Consider the following 21,795-nt stretch of genomic DNA (forward strand, 5'->3'; position numbering starts at 1 on the left):
AGGCTTCCTGCGCGTCCCACGTGCCGCCGGTGCTGGGATACCAGCGCCGCAGGGCCGGTGCCCGGCCGTCGAGCACCAACCGGTGGAGCCCGCCGAGTAGCCGAAGCGGCACCGCGAGGCGCGAGGGGTCGTCCTCGTGGCCGGACAGGATGGCCGCGAAGACGCCGTCCGCCTCGACGTCGGACGCCACCAACTCGAAGAGCTCCCCGTACATCGGGGATCCGGAGCCCGCGCAGAACCGTCCCTGCGAGCGCAGCATGTGTAGCAGGTGCTCGACGCCGGCGCTCATCGGCCCAGGCTTCCCAGCCCGGCGCCGACGACGTCGAACGCGTCGCCGAGCGCGACGGGCAGCGGGACTGACTCGTCGGACAGCCAGTGCTCGTAGGCGCTCAGCGCCACCCCCAGCATCGTCCACGCGACCGTCCGGGGTAGCGGGTCGGTTGTCTTGAGGCCCAACCGGTGGGCCACGAAGCCCGCCATCACCTCGCGCCAGCCGGCGTACATCGTCATCGAATAGGCCTGCAACTCCGCGGTTTCCAGGATGACCCGCATGCGTTGGCGGTGCCGGACGGTCTCGCACTCGTCAAAGGTGTTGAACGCCAACAGCGCCGCGCGCAGCGCGTCGCCCAGCGGCACCCGCGGGTCGACGGTGTCGAGCAGCTCTTGCAGGTGGGCGAGGTGGGCGTCGAAATCGCCCCACAGGATGGCGTTCTTCGACGCGTAATAGCGGAAGAGGGTGCGCCGGGCGATGCCGGCGGCCTGGGCGACGTCGTCGACGCTCACGTCGGCGAACCCGCGGGCGGCGAACAGTTCGAGGGCGACGTCGGTGATGTGCCCGGGTGTCGTCGAGCGGCGCCGGCCCACCCGCGACTGCGGCATCATCAGACCCGCCCTTCCATTGCGGCACTCGATGCCATATTGTGGCCAGAACGATCCGTCGTTGTCGAGCCCCACCGGGAGGATATCCACATGGACCAGGAAACCGAGACCGCGACCGAACTCGTCACCGAGACCCTGGTGGAAGAGGTGTCGATCGACGGGATGTGCGGGGTCTACTGACCCGCGTGTTCGATCCCGATCGCGGCTGGCGGTTGCACCCGCAGGTGGCGGTTCGCCCCGAGCCGTTCGGCGCGCTGCTCTACCACTTCGGCACCCGCAAGCTGTCCTTCCTGAAGAACCGCACCATCCTGGCGGTGGTGCGGTCGCTGGCCGACCACCCCGACGTCCGGTCGGCCTGCCGCGCCGCGGGCGTGGACGACCCGGGGCAGGGGCCCTACCTGCACGCGCTGGGCGTGCTGGCCGAATCGAAGATGTTGGTACCCCAGGAGGCTCCCACATGACGGTCATGGTTCCGCGGCTCATCGAGCAGTTCGAGCGCGGGCTGGACGCGCCCATCTGCCTGACGTGGGAGCTGACGTACGCCTGCAATCTGGCTTGCGTGCACTGCCTTTCGTCGTCGGGCAAGCGCGACCCGCGGGAATTGTCCACGCGCCAGTGCATGGACATCATCGACGAGCTGGAACGCATGCAGGTGTTCTACGTCAACATCGGCGGCGGTGAGCCCACGGTCCGCCCGGACTTCTGGGAGCTGGTCGACTACGCCACCGCGCACCACGTCGGCGTGAAGTTCTCCACCAACGGCGTCCGGATCACGCCGGAGGTAGCCGCGCGGCTGGCCGCCAGCGACTACGTCGACGTCCAGATCTCCCTCGACGGCGCCACGGCCGAGGTCAACGACGCCGTCCGCGGCGCCGGTTCGTTCGCGATGGCGGTGCGCGCGCTGGAGAACCTGGCCGGTGCGGGCTTCAAGGACGCGAAGATCTCCGTCGTCGTGACCCGGCACAACGTCGACCAGCTCGACGAGTTCGCAATGCTGGCAAGCCGGTACGGTGCCACGCTGCGAATCACCCGGCTGCGCCCCTCCGGTCGGGGCGCCGACGTGTGGGAAGACCTGCACCCCACCGCCGCCCAGCAGGTTCAGCTCTACGACTGGCTGGTCGCCAAGGGCGAGCGGGTGCTCACCGGCGACTCCTTCTTCCACCTGGCGCCGCTCGGCTCCTCCGGCGCCCTGGCCGGCCTGAACATGTGCGGGGCCGGCCGGGTGGTGTGCCTGATCGACCCGGTGGGCGACGTGTACGCCTGCCCGTTCGCCATCCACGACCGATTCCTGGCCGGAAACATCCTGTCGGACAAGGGATTCGACAACGTCTGGAAGAACGCCCCGCTGTTTCGCGAGCTGCGCGAACCGCAGTCGGCCGGCGCCTGCGGCAGCTGCGGGCACTACGACGCCTGCCGGGGCGGCTGCATGGCGGCCAAATTCTTCACCGGCCTGCCGATGGACGGCCCGGATCCCGAATGCGTCCAGGGGCACGGAGAGCCCGCGCTGGCCTTACAGCGACACAAGCCGCGGCCGCGCGCCGACCACTCACGCAAGGCCGGGCCGATCCCCCTGACGCTGTCGCGACCGCCGGCGCGCCTCTGCAACGAAAGCCCGGTGTAACCGTGGCCGGCCAATGGTTCGAAACGGTGGCCATCGCCCAGCAGCGCGCGAAGCGGCGGCTCCCGAAATCCGTCTACTCGGCGCTGGTCGCGGGCAGCGAAAAGGGGATCACCGTCGCCAACAACGTCGAGGCGTTCAGCGAACTGGGATTTGCGCCGCACGTCGTCGGTGCGCCGGAGAAGCGGGACCAATCGACCACCGTTATGGGGCAAGACATTTCCATGCCCGTGCTGATCTCGCCGACCGGCGTGCAGGCGGTCGATCCGGACGGTGAGGTGGCGGTAGCGCGGGCCGCGGCGGCGCGGGGAACCGCGATGGGCCTGTCGTCCTTCGCCAGCAAGCCCATCGAGGAGGTCATCGCCGCAAACCCGAAAGTGTTCTTTCAGGTGTACTGGCTGGGTGGGCGCGACGCGATTGCCGAGCGGGTGGAGCGGGCGCGGCAGGCCGGCGCGGTCGGTCTCATCGTCACCACCGACTGGTCGTTCTCCCACGGGCGCGACTGGGGCAGCCCGAAGATCCCCGAGCAGATGAACCTGCGGACCGTTCTGCGGCAGTCCCCGGAGGCGGTCTTCAAGCCCCGCTGGTTGTGGAAGTACGGCAAGACGCTGCGCCCGCCGGACCTGCGGGTGCCCAACCAGGGCCGCCGCGGCGAACCCGGGCCGCCCTTCTTCGCCGCCTACGGCGAGTGGATGGGGACGCCGCCGCCGACCTGGGAGGACATCGCCTGGCTGCGCGAGCTGTGGGGCGGACCCTTCATGCTCAAGGGCGTGATGCGCGTCGATGACGCCAAAAGGGCTGTGGACGCCGGGGTTTCGGCGATCTCGGTATCCAACCACGGTGGCAACAACCTGGACTGCACCCCGGCGTCGATCCGCGCCCTGCCCGCGGTCGCGGCGGCGGTCGGCGATCAGGTCGAGGTGCTGCTCGACGGCGGCATCCGGCGCGGGAGCGACGTCGTCAAGGCGGTCGCGCTGGGCGCGCGCGCGGTGATGATCGGCCGGGCATACCTGTGGGGCCTGGCCGCGGCCGGGCAGGCGGGGGTGGAGAACGTCCTCGACATCTTGCGCGGCGGCATCGACTCGGCGCTGATGGGTCTGGGGCGCTCGTCGGTTCACGACCTCGGCCCGGACGACATCCTGGTGCCGGCGGGTTTCACGCGGACGCTCGGCGTGCCGCCCGCCTAAATTCGGGCACGTTGGGCACTTTAGCCGGGATTTGAGCTGAGCCGTTTTCAGTTGGCCTTCGGAAAGCCCTTTTAGCCTCATTCGACAGCGGCAACAATTGTGGTGCTCGCGAGGTAACCGTGACGGACGAGCCGTCGAATTCGACCGCCAGGTGAACAAGCCAGAAAAAAAATATTTTGGAGGGTCAACAATTGGTGCACGCCAGGTGAATTCGTCCTACCATCAGCCAGTGCCCGTACTCGGCGAATTAGCAACGGCGACGTCAAGCCAGCTATTAAGCACCTCGCCGTCGATAATTGTCCCGCTGGGATCGACCGAACAACATGGTCCGCACCTGCCGTTGGACACCGACACCCGTATCGCGGCCGCCGTCGCCCGTGGGGCCCGGGCCCGCCTCGGCGAACCCTGGCTGGTGGCGCCGGCCATCGCCTACGGCGCCAGTGGCGAGCACCAGGACTTCGCCGGCACGATCTCCATCGGCACCGATGCCCTGGCGTCGCTCCTGGTGGAGTACGGCAGGTCAGCCGCCTGCTGGGCCCCGCGGCTGCTCTTCGTCAACGGCCACGGCGGCAACGCCGCCGCGCTGAGCGGTGCGGTCGCGCGGCTGCGCGGCGAAGGCCGGGACGCCGGGTGGTGCCCGTGCGTCGCCGCCGGCGGGGACGCCCACGCCGGCCATACCGAAACATCCGTATTGCTGCATATCTCGCCGACCGAGGTGCTGACCGACAGGTGGCTCGCCGGCAACCGGGCGCCCCTGGCCGACTTGCTGCCCTCGATGCGTCGCGGGGGAGTCGCGGCGGTCAGCCCGGTCGGGGTCTTGGGGGACCCGACGACGGCGACCGCCGCGGAGGGCAAGCGCATCTTCGCCGAGATGGTCGACGACTGCGTCCGCCGGGTCGCCCGGTGGTCGCCCGGGCGCGACGGGATGCTGACATGACCGCGCCGGCGACGCGGCTGCCCGACGGGTTCGCCGTCCAGGTCGATCGCCGCGTGCGGGTGCTCGGCGACGGTTCGGCACTGCTGGGCGGCTCGCCGACACGTCTGCTGAAGTTGGCCCCGGCCGCCCAGAGCATGCTGTCCGACGGCCGGCTGAAGGTCCGCGACGACGTCAGCGCGCAACTGGCGCGCACACTGCTCGACGCCACCGTGGCCCACCCCCGGCCCGCGGGCGGGCCGTCGCACCGCGACGTGACCGTGGTAATCCCGGTGCGCGACAACGTTTCCGGCGTTCGGCGCCTGGTGAGCTCGTTGCGCGGGCTGCGGGTCGTGGTGGTCGACGACGGCTCGTTCCCGCCCATCGAACCCGAAGACTTCCTCGGCGCACACTGCGACGTCGAGGTGCTGCGCCACTCGTACAGCAAGGGCCCGGCCGCGGCGCGCAACACCGGGCTGGCCGCCTGCGCGACCGACTTCGTCGCGTTCCTGGACTCCGACGTGACGCCGCGCCGGGGATGGCTGGAGGCCCTGCTCGGTCACTTCTGTGATCCCACCGTCGCCCTGGTGGCGCCGCGCATCGTCGGTTTGTCGCACAGCGAGAACGTGGTGGCGCGCTACGAGGCGGTGCACTCGTCGCTGGACCTGGGGGAGCGCGAGGCGCCGGTGCTGCCGCACAGCACGGTGTCCTACGTCCCCAGCGCGGCCATCATCTGTCGCCGCTCGGCCATCCGCGACGTGGGCGGGTTCGACGAGACGATGCAGTCCGGGGAGGACGTCGACTTGTGCTGGCGGCTCATCGAGGCGGGCAACCGCCTGCGCTACGAGCCGATCGCGCAGGTCGCGCACGACCACCGCACCGAATTGCGGGACTGGCTTGCGCGCAAGGCATTCTATGGCGGCTCGGCCGCCCCGCTGTCGGTGCGTCACCCGGACAAGACCGCGCCGGTGGTGATCTCCGGCTGGGCGCTGATGGCCTGGACCCTGATGGCGCTGGGCACCAGCCTCAGCCAGCTCGCCTCGATCGTCGTCGCCCTGGTAACGGGCCGGCGGATCGCCAGGGCGATGCGCAGCGCCGAGACCTCGCTGTGGGACGTGGCCGCGATCGCGACCCGCGGCCTGTGGGCGGCGGCGCTGCAGCTGGCGTCGGCCGTCTGCCGGCACTACTGGCCGGTGGCGCTCGTCGCGGCCGTCCTGTCGCGGCACTGCAGACGGGTGGTGCTGGTCGCCGCCGTGATGGACGGCGTGGTGGACTGGCTGCGCCGCCGCGATGCCACCGGCGACGAGGCCGAACCGATCGGGCTGCTGACCTACCTGCTGCTCAAGCGCATCGACGACCTGGCCTACGGCCTCGGGCTGTGGTGGGGCGTCGCGCGCGAACGCAACGCGCGGGCGCTCAAGCCACAGATCCGCACATAACGGTTTTGAAGACGCCTTGACCGCGGCCGTCCCGCGCAGCGACGTGCTGATCGTCGGCGCCGGGAGCGCCGGATCGGTTGTCGCCGAACGGCTTTCCAGCGATCCACGCCGTACCGTGACCGTCCTCGAGGCGGGCCCCGGTCTCGCCGATCCGGACCTGCTGGCGTTGACCGCCAACGGTTCGCAGCTGCCGATCGGGGTCGGCAGCCCGGTGGCCGAGCGGTACCTGACCCACCTCACCGATCGGCATGACCTGAAGCTTCCGATCGTGCGCGGGAAGACGGTGGGTGGGTCGGGCGCCGTCAACGGCGGCTATTTCTGCCGGGCGCTCGCCAGTGACTTCGACCGGGCAGCGCTGCCCGGTTGGGCATGGTCGGACGTGCTCGAGCACTTCCGGGCCATCGAGACGGACCTCGATTTCAACGGCCTCGCCCACGGCAGGACCGGCCCGATCGCGGTGCGCCGGACCCTCGAAATGACCGGTAGCACAGAAACTTTCATTGCGGCCGCCGGGCGGGCCGGATTTCGCTGGATCGAGGACCTCAACGACTCCGGGCCCGAACCGATTTCGGGGCTGGGCGCGGTTCCGCTGAACATCGTCGATGGCGTCCGCACCGGACCCGGCGCCGCCTACCTCCTGCCGGCGCTCGCGCGGCCCAACCTGACCCTGCTGGAGCGCACCCGGGCGGTTCGGCTGCGTTTCTCCGGCACCCGCGCGGTCGGCGTCGACGCGATCGGCCCGCACGGCCCGATGGAGTTGTCCGCGGACCGGATAGTCCTGTCCGCCGGGGCGATTCAGTCCGCGCACCTGCTGATGTTGTCCGGGGTCGGCGACGAGGCCACGCTGCGCGCGGCCGGCGTGCCGGTGCTGGCGCCGCTGCCGGTGGGCACGTCGTGCAGCGACCACCCCGAATGGGTGTTGCCGACCAATTGGACGGTGGCCCCCGGCCGGCCCGTGCTCGAGGTCGTGCTCGGCACCGCCGACGGCCTCGAGGTCAGGCCCTACACCGGCGGCTTCGTCGCGATGACCGGTGACGGCACCGCCGGACATCCCGACTGGCCGCACATCGGGGTGGCGCTGATGCGCCCGCGGTCGCGCGGACGCGTCACGCTGGTCTCGGCCGATCCCGCCGTGCCGCCACGGATCGAGCACCGCTACGACAGCGAGCCCGACGACGTCGCCGCGCTGCGGGAGGGCAGTGAACTCGCCCGCGAATTAGCCGGTGCCGCAGCGTCCGTCGGGCCGCCCGTGTGGTCGACGTCCCAACACCTGTGCGGCACCGCGCCGATGGGCGCCGTGGTTGACCCGCGCTGTCGGGTCTATGGCCTCGAAAACCTTTGGGTCATAGACGGTTCCATCCTGCCGGCGATCACCAGCCGCGGACCGCACGCGACCATCGTGATGCTTGGGCACCGGGCCGCGGAATTCGTCGACTGAGTGCCGCCGAAGCCCGAATCAGGCTTGGTAAGGCTGCATCTCGATCGGCACGCCCGTCGCCGCCGGTTGCTCCTCGTGGGATCCCGCCGCCGCCGGGGAGTAGGCCGGCGTCGCCGGAGAATAGTTCGGCGTCGCCGCGGGCGCGGTGTTGAGCGGCGTGGTGATCGGCAGCGCCTGCGCCGCGGTGGCGGGGGAGAACACCGGTGCTTCGGCCTCGACGGCCGCCACCGGAGCCGCGGTTGACACCGGCGCCAGGGGAGAAACCTCCGCCACCGGCGAAGCCGCCGACATCGCGGCCGCGGGCGCGGCGGCCGGGGCCAACGGCGTCGATGCCATCGGCGCGGCGAGCGGCGCCGCCGCCAGCGGCGTAGCCGTCGGTGCCAGCGCGACGGGAGTCACCGGAGCCGGCGTGACCGCCGCCGCGGGGACCGCGTGGGCCGGCGCGGCGCCACCGGCCAGGCCGGCCATGGACGCCGGCACCCCCGCGGCCGCCGAACCCGCCGAGGCCGCGGTGCCCATCAGCGGCTGCGCGGTCGACAGCGCCTGGCCGGGCGTATTGCCGGTCACCATGCTCTCGACGGTTTGCAGGGGACTTGCGTTGGCGGCCTCGGTCAGGGCGTACTGCTCGGCGCCCGCGCTCATCAGCTGGACGAATTGCGTGTGGAACGCCTGCGCCGCGGCGCTGAGCGCCTGGTACACCTGGGCGTGCGCGTCGAACAGGCTGGCGATGCTGGCCGACACCTCGTCGGCGCCTGCGGGCAGCACGCTCGACACGGGGCCCAGCGCGGCGGAGTTGGCGTCGCTGACCATGGATGCGATGTTCGCCAGATCGACTGCGGCGGCCGCCACGTACTGCGGCGCTGCGATCACATAGGACATTCCGCTCCCCCGGGTAGCCTCGACGGCGTCCGCACCCCCATAACGGACTCCGCTTCTGCGGATGCTAGCGCCCTTCGCGAGGCGGCCGAGGCGTTTTCAGGTGAACTTTGGGCTCACGCGGCCAATCTGGATTTACTCCGGCTTAGCGGCTCCGCGCGAACCCCCGGCGGTCGCGATCCGGCGCACCAGCCTCAGCTGTCGCCCGTCGGGCCCCGGAGCCCACAATCCGATGAGCACTGCCGCGATGGCGACGATCACGGCCATCGTGATGGTCGAAGCATGGAGGGCCGTCAGGAATGCGGCTTTGCTGAGTTCGGCCAACTGGCGCCCCTGCGGTCCGAGCTTGCCGGCTACCTCGACGGCCTTGGCCAGCGAATCGGTGGCCGGTCCGCGAACCGGGTCCGGAAAGCCGGAAAGCTTCGGCGCGAGCTCGTGTGAGTAGCGCCCGGCCAGGATCGAACCCGCGACGGCGATTCCCAGTGCCCCGCCCATTTCGCGAGATGTGTCGTTCACCGCGGAGGCAACGCCCTGCTTTTCGTCGGGAACCGCGCTCATGATCGCCGAAGTCGTAGGCGCCGTGCACATTCCGATGCCGGTGGCGAGTATCAACGTCGGCCAGGCGAACTGCGAATACGTCGAATGCAGGCCGAGTCCGTACATGCACGCAAAGCCGGCGGCCATGAACAGCGTGCCGACGAACAGCACCAGTCGCAGGCCCAGCTTCGGCACATACCAGAACGACAGCGCCGAGAAAATGCCCAGCGGAACCATGAATGGACCGAAGGCGATCGCCGTCGTCAGCGGCGAGTAACCCATGATCTGCTGGACGTATTGCATGCCGATGTAGAAGAAGCCAAACGTTGCGCCGAACAGCATGACGATCGCCGCCACCCCGGTGGCGAAATTGGGGTCGGCAAACAACCGGACGTCCAGCAGCGGTTGCCGCCGCCGGAACTCCACGACGCCGAACGCGACGGCGATGACAGCACCCGCGACCAGGCCGCCCCAGACCAGCGAGTCGGTCCAACCACGGTCGGGCGCTTCGAGGATGGCGAACACCGCGATCGCGACGGCCCCGGCGATGAGGACCGCACCGAGCCAGTCGATGCGGGGAGCGTCGGCCTCGCGCGACGATGCGATGGTGCACCCCAGGGCGAAGATCACCATCCCGGCTACGCCCAGTGACCAGAAGATCGCGTGCCAGTCCCAAAAGCGAAGCAGCAGGCCGGATCCGAGCATTCCGATGACCCCACCGGAACCGGCCGTGCCGGCCCAGATGCCGACGGCCTTCATCCGATCTTGTTTCGGATAGGCGACGGTCAGCAGCGACAGCGTCGCGGGCATCACAAAGGCGGCGCCGACACCGGCCACCGCCCGTCCCGCGATGATCTCCAGAGGGTTATGGAGGATCGCCGGTGTGGCCGAGCCCAGTGCGAAAACCACCAGACCGGTCAGCAGCGCGCCCCGCCGGCCATAGCGGTCACCGATGGCCCCGGCGGGTAGCAGCAGGCACGCCAGCGCCAAGGTATAACCGTCGACGATCCAGGTCAGCTGCGTCTGCGTCGCGGATGTCGCCACCGCGAGATCCCCCAGCGCGGTGTTCAGCGCCGTCATCGACCCGACGACCAGCGCGACGCCCATGCAGGCGACCGTCAGGGTCCAGTTTCGGGCACGGGGGCTACCGCCGATGGTTGCCGAATCAGTACGCTTATCAGGCCGTACCAGCGTTTCGACCATACGAAAGCGCCTCCTAACGGGGGGCGGGGAAGTTTTGAGACCGATAGTCTTGTAGGTAGACCGATAGTCTTGTTTCCAAACGGAGAGGTGGCTCACAATTACCGGCGGTAGTACCGATCCCCGGCCGGCGCGGTCCCGGGCCCGCCTGCTCGAAGCCGCTGCCGCGCTTCTGCGTTCCGGTGGTCCCAGCGCGGTGACCGTCGATGCGGTCACCCGTACCGCCAACGTAGCGAGGGCTACCCTGTATCGCCACTTCCCGAGTGGAAATGATTTGCTGGCGGCGGCGTTCAACAGCCTGATACCCCCCTCGCCGACGCCCCCGGCAGAAGGGTCGCTGCGCGATCGGCTCGTCGCGTTGGTGCTGGCCCAGGCCGAAGCCGTGGCGCAGGCCCCGGCGCTGCTGACCGCCATGTCCTGGCTGGCCCTGGGACCGGACCTGGAAGGGTTGCCCGAACCGCGCGACGCGGACGCCGACAGCTGTTCGATCACCTCGTTGCGGGAACGCATCGCCCAGCAGTACGCCGCGCCGTTCGACGCGGTGTTCGACAGCCCGGAGGCGGCCGCCGAGCTGGGCGAGGTCGACCGGTCGCGGGCGATCGCCCTGCTGATCGGCCCGCTGGTGCTGGGGCGCCTGTCCACCCTCCCCGACTTCGACTATCGCGAGTGTGCGCGGGCGGCCGTCGACGGTTTCCTGCACGTTCAGCGCGCACAGCAGCGGGCCGCCGCGGCGAGTATCGAATCGGCAGGTGCCTGAGGCGTCGCCGCCGGCGCCGAAATTTTGTCCGCGCCGCGATCTAGGGCATACTGTTCGGGTTGCCTTTCGCCAGGTTCTGCGCCTGGCCGGGCATACGACCAGCGCCCAAACGGGCGCGTCCGGTCCCATCCTCGGAACGCGACTAATTTTGGCCGCGGAAGAGGCTGCGTAAGGGTGACACACCCGACCGCGGGGGCCGGTGGACCACGACAGGTAAACAGCGGCGCAGTATCCGGCGCGACGCTCGACCGGCCCAGGATTGGGCGGTCGATCGGCGCTCCGGGGGGCACTGAGACATGGACGTAAGCCCGGACGACGGGCTTCAAGTAGGAGTGAGGGTAGGAGAAGCGTGGCGGGACAGAAGATCCGCATCAGGCTTAAGGCCTACGACCATGAGGCTATTGACGCATCGGCGCGCAAGATCGTCGAGACCGTCGTCCGCACGGGTGCCAGCGTCGTAGGTCCGGTGCCGCTGCCGACCGAAAAGAACGTGTATTGCGTCATCCGCTCCCCGCACAAGTACAAGGACTCGCGGGAGCACTTCGAGATGCGCACGCACAAGCGGTTGATTGACATCCTCGATCCGACGCCGAAGACCGTCGACGCGCTGATGCGCATCGACCTTCCGGCCAGCGTCGACGTCAACATCCAGTAGGAGATCCAGACTCATGGCACGCAAAGGCATTCTGGGTACCAAGCTGGGCATGACGCAGGTGTTCGACGAGAACAACAGGGTTGTGCCGGTGACGGTGGTCAAGGCCGGCCCCAACGTGGTGACCCGCATCCGCACGCCGGAGCGCGACGGCTACAGCGCCGTGCAGTTGGCATACGGCGAGATCAGCCCGCGCAAGGTCAACAAGCCGGTGACCGGCCAGTACACCGCGGCGGGGGTCAACCCGCGCCGGTACCTGGCCGAGCTGCGTCTGGACAATCCGGACGCCGCCGCCGAATACGAGGTCGGCCAGGAACTGACGGCCGAGATCTTCGCCGACGGCGCCTATGTCGACGTGACCGGCACCTCCAAGGGCAAGGGCTTCGCCGGAACGATGAAGCGGCATGGCTTCCGCGGTCAGGGCGCCAGCCACGGGGCCCAGGCGGTGCACCGCCGGCCGGGCTCCATCGGCGGCTGCGCCACCCCGGCGCGGGTGTTCAAGGGCACCCGGATGGCCGGCCGGATGGGCAACGACCGGGTGACCGTGCAGAACCTGGTGGTGCACAAGGTCGATACCGAGAACGGCGTGCTGCTCATCAAGGGCGCGGTCCCCGGCCGCACGGGTGGACTCGTGATGGTCCGCAGCGCGATCAAACGAGGTGAGAAGTAATGGCGGCGCAGAAGATTGACGTGAAGACGCCCGACGGCAAGGTCGACGGCTCCGTGGAGCTGCCCGCCGAATTGTTTGACGTCGAGGCCAACATCGCGCTCATGCACCAGGTGGTCACCGCCCAGCGGGCGGCCGCCCGCCAGGGCACGCACTCGACCAAGACCCGCGGCGAGGTCAGCGGCGGTGGGCGCAAGCCGTACCGGCAGAAGGGCACCGGCCGTGCGCGGCAGGGTTCGACGCGGGCCCCGCAGTTCACCGGCGGTGGCGTCGTGCACGGTCCCAAGCCGCGCGACTACAGCCAGCGCACGCCCAAGAAGATGATCGCCGCGGCGTTGCGTGGGGCGCTGTCCGACCGGGCGCGCAACGGCCGCATCCATGCAGTCACCGAGCTGGTCACGGGCCAAACCCCCTCCACCAAGAGCGCCCGGGCATTTCTGAGCACGCTGACCGAGCGCAAGCAGGTGCTGCTCGTCATCGGCCGCACCGACGAGACCGGTGCGAAAAGCGTGCGCAACCTGCCGGGCGTGCACGTCCTGACGCCCGACCAGCTCAACACCTACGACGTGCTGCGCTCCGACGACGTGGTGTTCAGCGTCGAGGCGCTCAATGCCTACATCGCGGCCAACACGGCCAAAACCAGTTCTGCCGAGGAGGTTTCGGCCTGATGGCGACCATCGCTGACCCCCGGGACATCATCCTGGCGCCGGTCATCTCCGAGAAGTCCTACGGGCTGCTCGATGAGAACGTCTACACGTTCGTGGTGCATCCCGACTCGAACAAGACGCAGATCAAGATCGCTGTCGAGAAGATCTTCTCGGTGAAGGTCGCCTCGGTGAACACCGCGAACCGACAGGGCAAGCGCAAGCGCACCCGGACCGGATACGGCAAGCGCAAGAGCACCAAGCGGGCCATCGTCACGCTGGCGCCGGGCAGCAAGCCGATCGACCTCTTCGGCGCACCGAGCTAGCGCGGCGACGAGAGAAAGACCTGACTAGACATGGCAATTCGTAAGTACAAGCCGACGACCCCGGGTCGCCGCGGTGCCAGCGTGTCCGATTTCGCCGAGATCACCCGCGCGGAGCCGGAGAAGTCGCTGGTGCGTCCGCTGCACGGGCACGGCGGTCGCAACGCGCACGGCCGGATCACCACCCGCCACAAGGGGGGTGGGCACAAGCGCGCCTACCGGGTGATCGACTTCCGCCGCAACGACAAGGACGGCGTCAACGCCAAGGTCGCGCACATCGAGTACGACCCGAACCGCACCGCCAACATCGCGCTGCTGCACTACCTGGACGGCGAGAAGCGCTACATCATTGCCCCGCTTGGCCTCTCGCAGGGCGACGTGGTGGAGTCGGGTGCCAACGCCGACATCAAGCCGGGCAACAACCTGCCGCTGCGCAACATCCCGGCCGGCACCCTGGTGCACGCCGTGGAGCTGCGGCCGGGCGGCGGCGCCAAGCTCGCGCGCTCGGCGGGGTCGAGCATCCAGTTGCTCGGCAAGGAAGGCAGCTACGCGTCGCTGCGCATGCCCAGCGGCGAAATCCGCCGCGTCGACGTGCGTTGCCGCGCCACCGTCGGCGAGGTGGGCAACGCCGAGCAGGCGAACATCAACTGGGGCAAGGCCGGCCGCATGCGGTGGAAGGGCAAGCGCCCGTCGGTCCGCGGTGTCGTCATGAACCCGGTGGACCACCCGCACGGCGGTGGTGAGGGCAAGACCTCCGGCGGTCGCCACCCGGTCAGCCCGTGGGGCAAGCCGGAAGGCCGCACCCGCCACCCGAACAAGCAGAGCAACAAGCTCATCGTCCGACGCCGGCGCACCGGCAAGAAGCATTCGCGGTAGGAGCAGCCAGACATGCCACGCAGCCTGAAGAAGGGCCCGTTCGTCGACGGCCATCTGCTCAAGAAGGTCGACGTCCAGAACGAGAAGAACACCAAGCAGGTCATCAAGACCTGGTCGCGCCGGTCGACGATCATTCCGGACTTCATCGGCCACACCTTTGCCGTGCACGACGGGCGCAAGCACGTCCCCGTGTTCGTCACCGAGGCGATGGTGGGTCACAAGCTCGGCGAGTTCGCCCCGACGCGCACCTTCAAGGGGCACATCAAGGATGATCGGAAGGCCAAGCGGCGATGACCACAACTGAATTCCCGTCGGCGGTCGCGAAGGCCCGGTTCGTCCGGGTGTCGCCGACCAAGGCGCGCCGGGTGATCGACCTGGTCCGCGGCAAGTCGGTGAACGATGCGCTGGACATCCTGCGCTGGGCGCCGCAGGCCGCGAGCGAACCGGTGGCCAAGGTGATCGCGAGCGCGGCGGCCAACGCGCAGAACAACAACGGCCTGGACCCGGCGACCCTCGTGGTCGCCACGGTCTACGCCGACGAGGGCCCCACCGCCAAGCGCATCCGTCCGCGCGCCCAGGGCCGCGCGTTCCGAATCCGCAGGCGCACCAGCCACATCACCGTGGTGGTGGAAAGCCGGCCGGCCAAGGATCAGGGTTCGGCGAAGTCGACGCGGGCCCGTCGCGCCGAGGCAAGCAAGGCCGCGGCGAAGGCTGGTCCTGGTTCGGGCGCCAAGAAGGCACCCGCCAAGAAAGCGCCGGCCGCGAAGAAGGCGCCGGCAAAGAAGGCCCCGGCCAAGGCTTCTGAGGCTTCTGACGCGAAGGGAGGCTCAGACTAGTGGGCCAGAAGATCAATCCGCACGGCTTCCGGCTGGGCATCACGACGGACTGGAAGTCCCGCTGGTACGCCGACAAGCAATACGCCGATTACGTCAAGGAAGACGTCGCGATCCGGCGGCTGCTGTCCACGGGCTTGGAGCGCGCCGGCATCGCCGACGTCGAGATCGAGCGCACCCGCGACCGGGTGCGGGTCGACATCCACACCGCCCGCCCCGGCATCGTCATCGGGCGCCGCGGCACCGAGGCCGACCGGATCCGCGCGGATTTGGAGAAGCTGACCGGCAAGCAGGTTCAGCTCAACATTCTCGAGGTCAAAAACCCCGAGTCCCAGGCGCAACTGGTGGCCCAGGGCGTCGCCGAGCAGTTGAGCAACCGGGTGGCGTTCCGCCGCGCGATGCGCAAGGCCATCCAGTCGGCGATGCGGCAGCCCAACGTCAAGGGCATCCGGGTCCAGTGCTCCGGCCGCCTGGGCGGCGCGGAGATGAGCCGCTCGGAGTTCTACCGCGAGGGCCGGGTGCCGCTGCACACCCTGCGCGCCGACATCGACTACGGCCTGTACGAGGCCAAGACCACCTTCGGCCGGATCGGCGTGAAGGTGTGGATCTACAAGGGCGACATCGTCGGCGGCAAGCGCGAATTGGCCGCCTCGGGAGTGGGGGCCCCGGCCGGCGCCGAGCGTCCGCGCCGCGAGCGGCCGTCGGGCACGCGTCCGCGGCGTAGCGGCGCGTCGGGCACCACCGCGACCAGCACCGAGGCCGGCCGCGCGGCGGGCGCCGAGGACAGCGCCGTGGCGACCCCGACCGAAGCCGCGCCTCCCCTCGAACCACAGAGCACGGAGAGCTGAATCATGTTGATTCCCCGCAAGGTCAAGCACCGCAAGCAGCACCACCCCCGTCAGCGCGGCATCGCCAGCGGCGGCACGGCGGTGAACTTCGGCGACTACGGCATCCAGGCCCTCGAGCACGCCTACGTCACCAACCGCCAGATCGAGTCGGCCCGTATCGCGATCAACCGGCACATCAAGCGTGGCGGCAAGGTGTGGATCAACGTCTTCCCCGACCGCCCGCTGACCAAGAAGCCCGCCGAGACCCGGATGGGTTCGGGTAAGGGCTCCCCGGAGTGGTGGGTCGTCAACGTCAAGCCGGGCCGGGTGCTGTTCGAGCTCAGCTACCCCAACGAGCAGGTGGCCCGGGCGGCGCTCACCCGCGCAATCCACAAGCTGCCGATCAAGGCACGCATCGTGACCCGAGAGGATCAGTTCTGATGGCACTGGGAATTTCGCCTGGCGAACTGCGCGAGCTCACCGACGAAGAACTCGCCGAGCGCGTGCGCGAGTCCAAGGAGGAGCTGTTCAACCTGCGCTTCCAGATGGCGACCGGACAGCTCACCAACAACCGCCGGCTCCGCACCGTGCGTCAGGAAATCGCGCGCGTCTACACGGTGCTGCGCGAACGAGAACTGGGCCTGGCCAGCGGGCCCGATGGTAAGGATTCGTGATGGCAGAAGCTAAGAAGGCGCCCGCGAAGGCCGCCCCGAAGAAGGCCGCGGCAACCGACGCCGAGCCGAAAGACAAGGGCCCCAAGCACACTCCGGCCAACCCGAAAACGCGTGGCCGGCGCAAGGTGCGCATCGGCTATGTGGTCAGCGACAAGATGCAGAAGACCATCGTGGTCGAGCTGGAAGACCGCATGCGGCACCCGCTGTACGGCAAGATCATCCGGACCACCAAGAAGGTCAAGGCGCACGACGAGAACAGCACCGCCGGCATCGGCGACCGCGTCTCGCTGATGGAGACGCGACCCATGTCGGCGACCAAGCGCTGGCGGCTGGTTGAAATCCTCGAGAAGGCCAAGTAGCCCGCAGGCAACGCAGAAACGCCCGAGACCCCCGCGGTCTCGGGCGTTTGTGTTGCCGAGCGTAACCGCACTGCGAAAGAAGGCCGGAATAATCGCGGTGGCGTTACGCTCGGCGCATGTCCACTGACTCGCGCGAGTTTCACGGCAAGATCGAGCTCGACATCCGGGATTCGGAGCCGGACTGGGGTCCGTACGCGGCGCCGACGGCACCGGAGAATTCACCGAACATCCTGTATCTGGTGTGGGACGACACGGGCATCGCGACGTGGGACTGCTTCGGCGGCCTGGTCGAGATGCCGGCGATGACGCGGATCGCCGAGCGCGGCGTGCGGCTGTCGCAGTTCCACACCACCGCGCTGTGCTCGCCGACCCGGGCGTCGCTGCTGACCGGGCGCAACGCGACCACCGTGGGCATGGCCACCATCGAGGAATTCACCGACGGGTTCCCCAACTGCAACGGGCGCATTCCCGCGGACACCGCGCTGCTCTCCGAGATGCTCGCCGAGCGGGGCTACAACACGTACTGCGTCGGCAAGTGGCACCTGACGCCGCTCGAGGAGTCCAATCTGGCGTCGACGAAACGGCACTGGCCCACCTCGCGCGGCTTCGAGCGGTTCTACGGATTCATGGGCGGCGAGACCGACCAGTGGTACCCCGACCTGGTCTACGACAACCATCCGGTCAGCCCGCCGGGGACACCGGAGGACGGCTACCACCTGTCGAAGGACCTCGCGGACAAGACGATCGAGTTCATCCGCGACGCCAAGGTGATCGCGCCGGACAAGCCGTGGTTCAGCTACGTGTGCCCGGGCGCCGGGCACGCGCCGCACCACGTCTTCAAGGAGTGGGCGGACCGCTACGCCGGCCGATTCGACATGGGCTACGAAAAGTACCGCGAGGTCGTGCTGGAAAAGCAGAAGTCGCTCGGGATCGTGCCACCGGACACCGAACTGTCACCGGTCAACCCGTATTCGGACGTCAAGGGCCCGCAGGGCGAGCCCTGGCCGCTGCAGGACACGGTGCGGCCGTGGGACTCGCTGAACGACGAAGAGCGCAAGCTGTTCTGCCGGATGGCCGAGGTGTTCGCCGGCTTCCTCAGCTACACCGACGCCCAGATCGGGCGCATCCTGGACTATCTCGAGGAGTCCGGCCAGCTGGACAACACCATCATCGTGGTGATCTCCGACAACGGCGCCAGCGGCGAGGGCGGCCCCAACGGGTCGGTCAACGAGGGCAAGTTCTTCAACGGGTACATCGACACCGTCGAGGAGAGCATGAAGCTCTTCGACCACCTCGGCGGCCCGGAGACCTACAACCACTACCCGATCGGGTGGGCGATGGCCTTCAACACGCCCTACAAGCTGTACAAGCGCTACGCGTCCCACGAGGGCGGCATCGCCGACACGGCAATCGTCTCCTGGCCCAACGGCATTGCGGCGCACGGCGAGGTGCGCGACACCTATGTCAACGTCTGCGACATCACGCCGACCGTCCTCGACCTGCTGGGCATGGAGCCGCCCGAGACCGTCAAGGGCATCGCACAGAAACCACTGGACGGGGTGAGTTTCAAAGCGGCCCTTGACGATGCGGCCGCCGGCACCGGGAAGAAGACCCAGTTCTACACCATGCTGGGCACCCGGGGGATCTGGCATGAGGGCTGGTTCGCCAACACCGTCCATGCCGCGACGCCGGCCGGTTGGTCGCATTTCGACGCCGACCGATGGGAGCTGTACCACATCGAGGCCGACCGCAGCCAGTGCCACGACCTGGCCGCCGACCAACCCGAGAAGCTGGAAGAGCTCAAGGCGCTGTGGTTTTCCGAGGCCGCCAAGTACAACGGCCTGCCGCTGTCGGACCTGAACATCGTCGAGACGATGATGCGAACGCGGCCCTACCTGGTCGGCGAACGGGACAGCTACACGTACTACCCGCACTGCGCGGACGTGGGCATCGGCGCGGCCGCCGAGATTCGTGGCCGCTCGTTCGCCGTTCTGGCCGACGTGACCGTGGACACCGCCGGCGCCGAGGGCGTGCTGTTCAAGCAGGGCGGCGCGCACGGCGGGCACGTCCTGTTCATCCAGGACGGGCGGCTGCACTACGTCTACAACTTCCTCGGTGAGCGCCAGCAGCTGGTGTCCTCGTCCGGCCCGGTCCCGCTGGGGCGCCACATGTTCGGTGTCCGCTACGCGCGGACCGGGACGGTTGCGAACAGCCATACCCCGCTGGGCGACCTCGCGCTCTTCGTCGATGACGAGGTGGTCGCAACGCTGCCCGACGTGACGACCCACCCCGGGACGTTCGGCCTGGCGGGGGCCGGGATCACCGTCGGGCACAATGGCGGGTCGGGAGTGTCCAGCCGCTATAAGGCGCCGTTCACGTTCACCGGCGGCACCATCGCCCAGGTCACCGTCGACCTCTCGGGCAGGCCGTATGAGGACGTGGAAAGGGAACTCGCGTTTGCCTTTTCGCGCGACTGAGCTGACGATCGGCGTGGCTGCCCTGCTGCGGGTGGGGGCGGTGGTGGGCTGCGAGAGGACGACCGGTGGCACCGCTGTCCGCAACGGGGGGAGGGCCCCGTCGACGAGCTCCGCCGCGCCCAGGCGGTCGGATCCGGCCGAGCCGGTGCCGGGCGGCGCGCCCGGCTTCGACGCGGCGAAATTCACGGCCATGCAGCAATTCGCCGTCGTCATCCCCTGAAAAGACCGCATTTCGGCGCAAGCGGGCGGTAGCATCTGGCCCCGTGATGCCGCAATGACAACCGAAGCGCCGCCACCGCAGGCGCCCCCCGCCCGAGGACCTCGCCTTGCGATCGCGTTCGGCGTCGTCGTCGCCATCATCGTCATCTACGTGCTGTCCCTGATTGCCGTGCACCTGCTGGCCAAGTCGGCCCCTCCGCTGCCCGCGGTGGACTTCAGCAAGGTCGAGGCCGATGACAGCGTGGTGCAGGTGCGCCTCGAGAAGCTGGATACCTTAGCGAACCGGTTGACGGTGAATGTGCTTGTCTACCCGAAGGATTCGCTGTACGACAAGAACCTGGGCGTGCTCACGACGGACGCGGCCGTGCGCCTCTACCCGGAGAACGACCTGGGAGACCTGCAATATCCGGTGGGCAAGGCGCCGGCGCAGGTCAGCACCACCATCGAGGCGCAGGGCGACCCGGGTAACTGGCCGTTCGACACCTACAAGACCCAGGTGATCGCGGCGGACGTGTTCACCGGCTCCGGCCAAAACCGCGAAAAGGTGCCCGCCCGCGTCGAAGTGACCGGGAAGCTCGACGGTTGGGACGCCACCGCCACGCGCGTCCACGACCCCGCAGACTCCAACCCGGACATCCAGGACGACGTCACCATCACCCTGCACCGGGCCAAGGGCCCGCTGATCTTCGATATCGGCATCTGCCTGGTGCTGATCGCGCTGCCGGTGTTGGCGCTGTGGGTGGCGATCCCGGTGGCGCTCGGCAAGACGTCATTCCTGCCGCCTATGACGACGTGGTACGGCGCGATGCTGTTCGCCATCGTCCCGCTGCGCAACATCCTGCCGGGCAGCCCGCCCTACGGTTCGTGGATCGACCAGGCCGTTGTGCTCTGGGTGCTGATCGGCCTCGTCACCGCGATGGCCTTGTTCCTGTTCGGCTGGTGGCAGCAACGCGACCGAAGGCAGCCGAAAAAGGCCTGACCTATTCCGCTTCGGCCGCCCCCGCGTAGCTGATGGCGTCGACGGCGCTCGACACCCTTGACTGAAACGCGGGCGACAGCGGGATGTAGCCATTTCTGGCGAGTTCGAGCTGGCCGGGGCCGATCGCGGCCTGGAGGAACGCCTTGACCGCCCGCCCCACATCGGCGCTCGGGTATTTCGAGCAGACGATCTCGTACGTGGCCAGCACGATCGGGTAGACGTCGGGCTGGGCGGGGTTGTAGAACGACGAGATGTCAAGGACGAGATCGTTACCCGCGCCGGTGATCTTGGCGCCGGTGATCGTCTTGCCGACCGTGTCGGTGCCGATCCGTACCGGCCGCAGCGACCTGCGGCTCGCCGGAGTCTTGATCTCGGCGGCGTAAAGCCCTTGCTGGAGCGCGAATGAAAGTTCGTTGTAGCTGATCGCGCCCTCGGTGGCCTTCACCAGCTCCGAGGTGCCCTTGTTCCCCGCGGCGCCGATTCCGACCCCACCGTTGAACATCTTCCCGGTGCCCTTGTTCCACGCTCCGCCGGACGCGGCCTGCAGGTAGGACTGGAAGTTCTCGGTGGTGCCCGACGCGTCGCTGCGGTAGATGACGCGGATGTCCTCGGCCGGCATGGAGGCATTGAGAGCGGTGAGGGCCGGGTCGTCCCAGCGCGTGATGGTGCCGTTGAAGATCTTGGCCATGGTCGGAGCGTCCAGCACCAACGAATCGACGGCGCCGAGGTTGTAGGTGATGGCCAGCGGGCCGAACACGACCGGCAGGTTCCATGCATCGGCCCCGCCGCACCGCTGCTTGGCGGCGGCGTATTGGTCACCCGACAGCGGTATGTCTGATCCGCCGAAATCGGTTTTGCCGGAGAGGAATTCGCTGATCCCGGCGCCCGAGCCATTCGCGGTGTAATTGAGGGTCTGTCCGGGGCAGGCCTTGTGGTATGCGTCGATGAACTTGGTCACGGCGTTGGCCTGCGCGGTCGAGCCGCTGGCGATGAGGGTCTGCTTGCCGCCGCAGTCCACCTTCGCCCCGACGGCATAGGCCAGGGTTGCGTGGGCATTGCTGCACGCCGAGAGCACCAGGGCCGCCACGGCCAGAGAGCTGACGGCGGCGGTGGAGCGCTTGTGCTTCATGTTGATGCCTCCAGGCGATGCTGGCGCCCGGCGTCGGCGGCGAGCTGAGTGTAGGGATACACGTCGTTGTTTACAGCCATCGAATTAACAGGCAAACCAACAACGGATGAACTGGCCGCCTCGCCGACGTCGCGCCGCGTTTCGCTGGGTGGCGAACGCGTGTTCGGCGGGTTGACGCAAATTGCCTACTGAGGAGAGGAAATTTCGATATAGGCGTGGACGGCGTCGGTTCGCTACGATCTAATCCTCGTGTGCTTGCCCGCTGAGCTTCCGCACACCCAGGAGGTGTTGA

General features: G+C 68.6%; 28 protein-coding genes and 1 pseudogene. 23 read left to right on the top strand and 6 right to left on the bottom strand.

Going from position 1 to position 21,795, the window contains the following annotated elements; genetic code table 11:
- A partial coding sequence (locus tag A5696_RS03135) for a DUF2332 family protein (RefSeq protein ID WP_156738230.1) occupies positions 1–289 on the bottom strand: 289 nt, incomplete at its 3' end.
- Positions 286–882, bottom strand: coding sequence for a mycofactocin system transcriptional regulator (gene mftR / locus A5696_RS03140; RefSeq protein ID WP_197516880.1), 597 nt, complete (start codon positions 880–882; stop codon positions 286–288). The genes mftR and A5696_RS03135, both read right to left, overlap by 4 nt.
- 87 nt (positions 883–969) lie before the next feature.
- Between mftR and mftA the strand changes: the two genes are divergently transcribed.
- The 7 genes from mftA to mftG all read left to right on the top strand — a co-directional run bounded on the left by mftA (position 970) and on the right by mftG (position 7,474).
- Positions 970–1,059 (top strand): mycofactocin precursor MftA, encoded by a 90-nt coding sequence (gene mftA / locus A5696_RS03145; protein WP_067873302.1) that lies wholly within the window; start codon positions 970–972, stop codon positions 1,057–1,059.
- A gap of 5 nt (positions 1,060–1,064) precedes the next feature.
- The gene (mftB, locus tag A5696_RS03150; RefSeq protein ID WP_231964213.1) at positions 1,065–1,340 is read left to right on the top strand and encodes a mycofactocin biosynthesis chaperone MftB; all 276 of its coding nucleotides are present in this window, start codon (positions 1,065–1,067) and stop codon (positions 1,338–1,340) included.
- Complete coding sequence (mftC, locus tag A5696_RS03155) at positions 1,337–2,500, top strand: mycofactocin radical SAM maturase (protein ID WP_067873309.1); 1,164 nt, start codon at positions 1,337–1,339, stop codon at positions 2,498–2,500. The genes mftB and mftC overlap by 4 nt, the downstream gene beginning before the upstream one ends.
- Positions 2,501–2,502: 2 nt before the next feature.
- Positions 2,503–3,684 (top strand): pre-mycofactocin synthase MftD, encoded by a 1,182-nt coding sequence (gene mftD, locus A5696_RS03160; protein ID WP_067873312.1) that lies wholly within the window; start codon positions 2,503–2,505, stop codon positions 3,682–3,684.
- 205 nt (positions 3,685–3,889) lie between these two features.
- Positions 3,890–4,621, top strand: coding sequence for a mycofactocin biosynthesis peptidyl-dipeptidase MftE (mftE, locus tag A5696_RS03165; RefSeq protein ID WP_067873314.1), 732 nt, complete (start codon positions 3,890–3,892; stop codon positions 4,619–4,621).
- Complete coding sequence (mftF, locus tag A5696_RS03170) at positions 4,618–6,036, top strand: mycofactocin biosynthesis glycosyltransferase MftF (protein WP_067873317.1); 1,419 nt, start codon at positions 4,618–4,620, stop codon at positions 6,034–6,036. Before mftE ends, mftF begins: the two co-directional genes overlap by 4 nt.
- A gap of 16 nt (positions 6,037–6,052) precedes the next feature.
- Complete coding sequence (gene mftG, locus A5696_RS03175) at positions 6,053–7,474, top strand: mycofactocin system GMC family oxidoreductase MftG (protein WP_067873321.1); 1,422 nt, start codon at positions 6,053–6,055, stop codon at positions 7,472–7,474.
- Between the two features lie 18 nt (positions 7,475–7,492).
- Here mftG and A5696_RS26860 read toward each other — a convergent pair whose 3' ends face one another.
- Both A5696_RS26860 and A5696_RS03185 read right to left on the bottom strand, forming a co-directional pair.
- Positions 7,493–8,353, bottom strand: a complete 861-nt coding sequence (locus tag A5696_RS26860; RefSeq protein ID WP_082956420.1) for a PE family protein — start codon at positions 8,351–8,353, stop codon at positions 7,493–7,495.
- Positions 8,354–8,485: 132 nt separating this feature from the next.
- The gene (locus A5696_RS03185) at positions 8,486–9,994 is read right to left on the bottom strand and encodes an MFS transporter (protein WP_231964214.1); all 1,509 of its coding nucleotides are present in this window, start codon (positions 9,992–9,994) and stop codon (positions 8,486–8,488) included.
- Between the two features lie 241 nt (positions 9,995–10,235).
- Between A5696_RS03185 and A5696_RS03190 the strand changes: the two genes are divergently transcribed.
- A complete protein-coding gene (locus A5696_RS03190; protein ID WP_255380943.1) occupies positions 10,236–10,844 on the top strand; it encodes a TetR/AcrR family transcriptional regulator in 609 nt (202 codons plus the stop codon).
- A 43-nt stretch (positions 10,845–10,887) separates the two neighbouring features.
- On the opposite strand, the pseudogene A5696_RS29055 reads toward A5696_RS03190, so the two are convergent.
- Positions 10,888–11,142: pseudogene (locus A5696_RS29055) on the bottom strand (hypothetical protein); the annotation flags it as partial.
- Between the two features lie 51 nt (positions 11,143–11,193).
- Between A5696_RS29055 and rpsJ the strand changes: the two are divergent.
- The 14 genes from rpsJ to A5696_RS03260 all read left to right on the top strand — a co-directional run bounded on the left by rpsJ (position 11,194) and on the right by A5696_RS03260 (position 20,374).
- Positions 11,194–11,499, top strand: a complete 306-nt coding sequence (gene rpsJ, locus A5696_RS03195) for a 30S ribosomal protein S10 (RefSeq protein ID WP_003873519.1) — start codon at positions 11,194–11,196, stop codon at positions 11,497–11,499.
- 13 nt (positions 11,500–11,512) lie between these two features.
- Complete coding sequence (rplC, locus tag A5696_RS03200) at positions 11,513–12,166, top strand: 50S ribosomal protein L3 (RefSeq protein ID WP_066907347.1); 654 nt, start codon at positions 11,513–11,515, stop codon at positions 12,164–12,166.
- Positions 12,166–12,831 (top strand): 50S ribosomal protein L4, encoded by a 666-nt coding sequence (gene rplD / locus A5696_RS03205; protein ID WP_067873330.1) that lies wholly within the window; start codon positions 12,166–12,168, stop codon positions 12,829–12,831. The genes rplC and rplD overlap by 1 nt, the downstream gene beginning before the upstream one ends.
- Entirely contained in the window at positions 12,831–13,133 is a 303-nt protein-coding gene (gene rplW, locus A5696_RS03210; RefSeq protein WP_067873335.1) for a 50S ribosomal protein L23, read from the top strand. Before rplD ends, rplW begins: the two co-directional genes overlap by 1 nt.
- 30 nt (positions 13,134–13,163) lie before the next feature.
- Entirely contained in the window at positions 13,164–14,006 is an 843-nt protein-coding gene (rplB, locus tag A5696_RS03215) for a 50S ribosomal protein L2 (protein ID WP_067873338.1), read from the top strand.
- A 12-nt stretch (positions 14,007–14,018) separates the two neighbouring features.
- Entirely contained in the window at positions 14,019–14,300 is a 282-nt protein-coding gene (rpsS, locus tag A5696_RS03220; RefSeq protein ID WP_066907363.1) for a 30S ribosomal protein S19, read from the top strand.
- Positions 14,297–14,842, top strand: coding sequence for a 50S ribosomal protein L22 (gene rplV / locus A5696_RS03225; protein WP_067873341.1), 546 nt, complete (start codon positions 14,297–14,299; stop codon positions 14,840–14,842). Before rpsS ends, rplV begins: the two co-directional genes overlap by 4 nt.
- Positions 14,842–15,687, top strand: a complete 846-nt coding sequence (gene rpsC, locus A5696_RS03230) for a 30S ribosomal protein S3 (RefSeq protein ID WP_067873343.1) — start codon at positions 14,842–14,844, stop codon at positions 15,685–15,687. The genes rplV and rpsC overlap by 1 nt, the downstream gene beginning before the upstream one ends.
- A 3-nt stretch (positions 15,688–15,690) precedes the next feature.
- Complete coding sequence (gene rplP / locus A5696_RS03235; protein WP_066907369.1) at positions 15,691–16,107, top strand: 50S ribosomal protein L16; 417 nt, start codon at positions 15,691–15,693, stop codon at positions 16,105–16,107.
- A complete protein-coding gene (gene rpmC / locus A5696_RS03240; protein ID WP_067873346.1) occupies positions 16,107–16,340 on the top strand; it encodes a 50S ribosomal protein L29 in 234 nt (77 codons plus the stop codon). Before rplP ends, rpmC begins: the two co-directional genes overlap by 1 nt.
- A complete protein-coding gene (gene rpsQ / locus A5696_RS03245; RefSeq protein ID WP_369803280.1) occupies positions 16,337–16,699 on the top strand; it encodes a 30S ribosomal protein S17 in 363 nt (120 codons plus the stop codon). The genes rpmC and rpsQ overlap by 4 nt, the downstream gene beginning before the upstream one ends.
- A gap of 116 nt (positions 16,700–16,815) precedes the next feature.
- Positions 16,816–19,176: an arylsulfatase gene (locus A5696_RS03250; protein ID WP_067873351.1), complete on the top strand. Its 2,361-nt coding sequence runs from the start codon at positions 16,816–16,818 to the stop codon at positions 19,174–19,176.
- A 13-nt stretch (positions 19,177–19,189) separates the two neighbouring features.
- Positions 19,190–19,396: a hypothetical protein gene (locus A5696_RS03255; RefSeq protein ID WP_067873354.1), complete on the top strand. Its 207-nt coding sequence runs from the start codon at positions 19,190–19,192 to the stop codon at positions 19,394–19,396.
- Positions 19,397–19,450: 54 nt separating this feature from the next.
- Positions 19,451–20,374, top strand: a complete 924-nt coding sequence (locus A5696_RS03260) for a DUF4436 domain-containing protein (RefSeq protein ID WP_067873357.1) — start codon at positions 19,451–19,453, stop codon at positions 20,372–20,374.
- Position 20,375: 1 nt separating this feature from the next.
- Here A5696_RS03260 and pstS read toward each other — a convergent pair whose 3' ends face one another.
- Entirely contained in the window at positions 20,376–21,503 is a 1,128-nt protein-coding gene (gene pstS, locus A5696_RS03265) for a phosphate ABC transporter substrate-binding protein PstS (RefSeq protein WP_067873360.1), read from the bottom strand.
- A 66-nt stretch (positions 21,504–21,569) separates the two neighbouring features.
- Here pstS and A5696_RS28640 point away from each other — a divergent pair, with 66 nt between their 5' ends.
- Complete coding sequence (locus A5696_RS28640; protein ID WP_255380933.1) at positions 21,570–21,695, top strand: hypothetical protein; 126 nt, start codon at positions 21,570–21,572, stop codon at positions 21,693–21,695.
- The last annotated feature ends 100 nt before the right edge of the window (positions 21,696–21,795 follow it).

Origin of the sequence: Mycobacterium sp. E2699 (assembly GCF_001666745.1) — a bacterium.
Taxonomy (GTDB): Bacteria; Actinomycetota; Actinomycetes; order Mycobacteriales; family Mycobacteriaceae; genus Mycobacterium.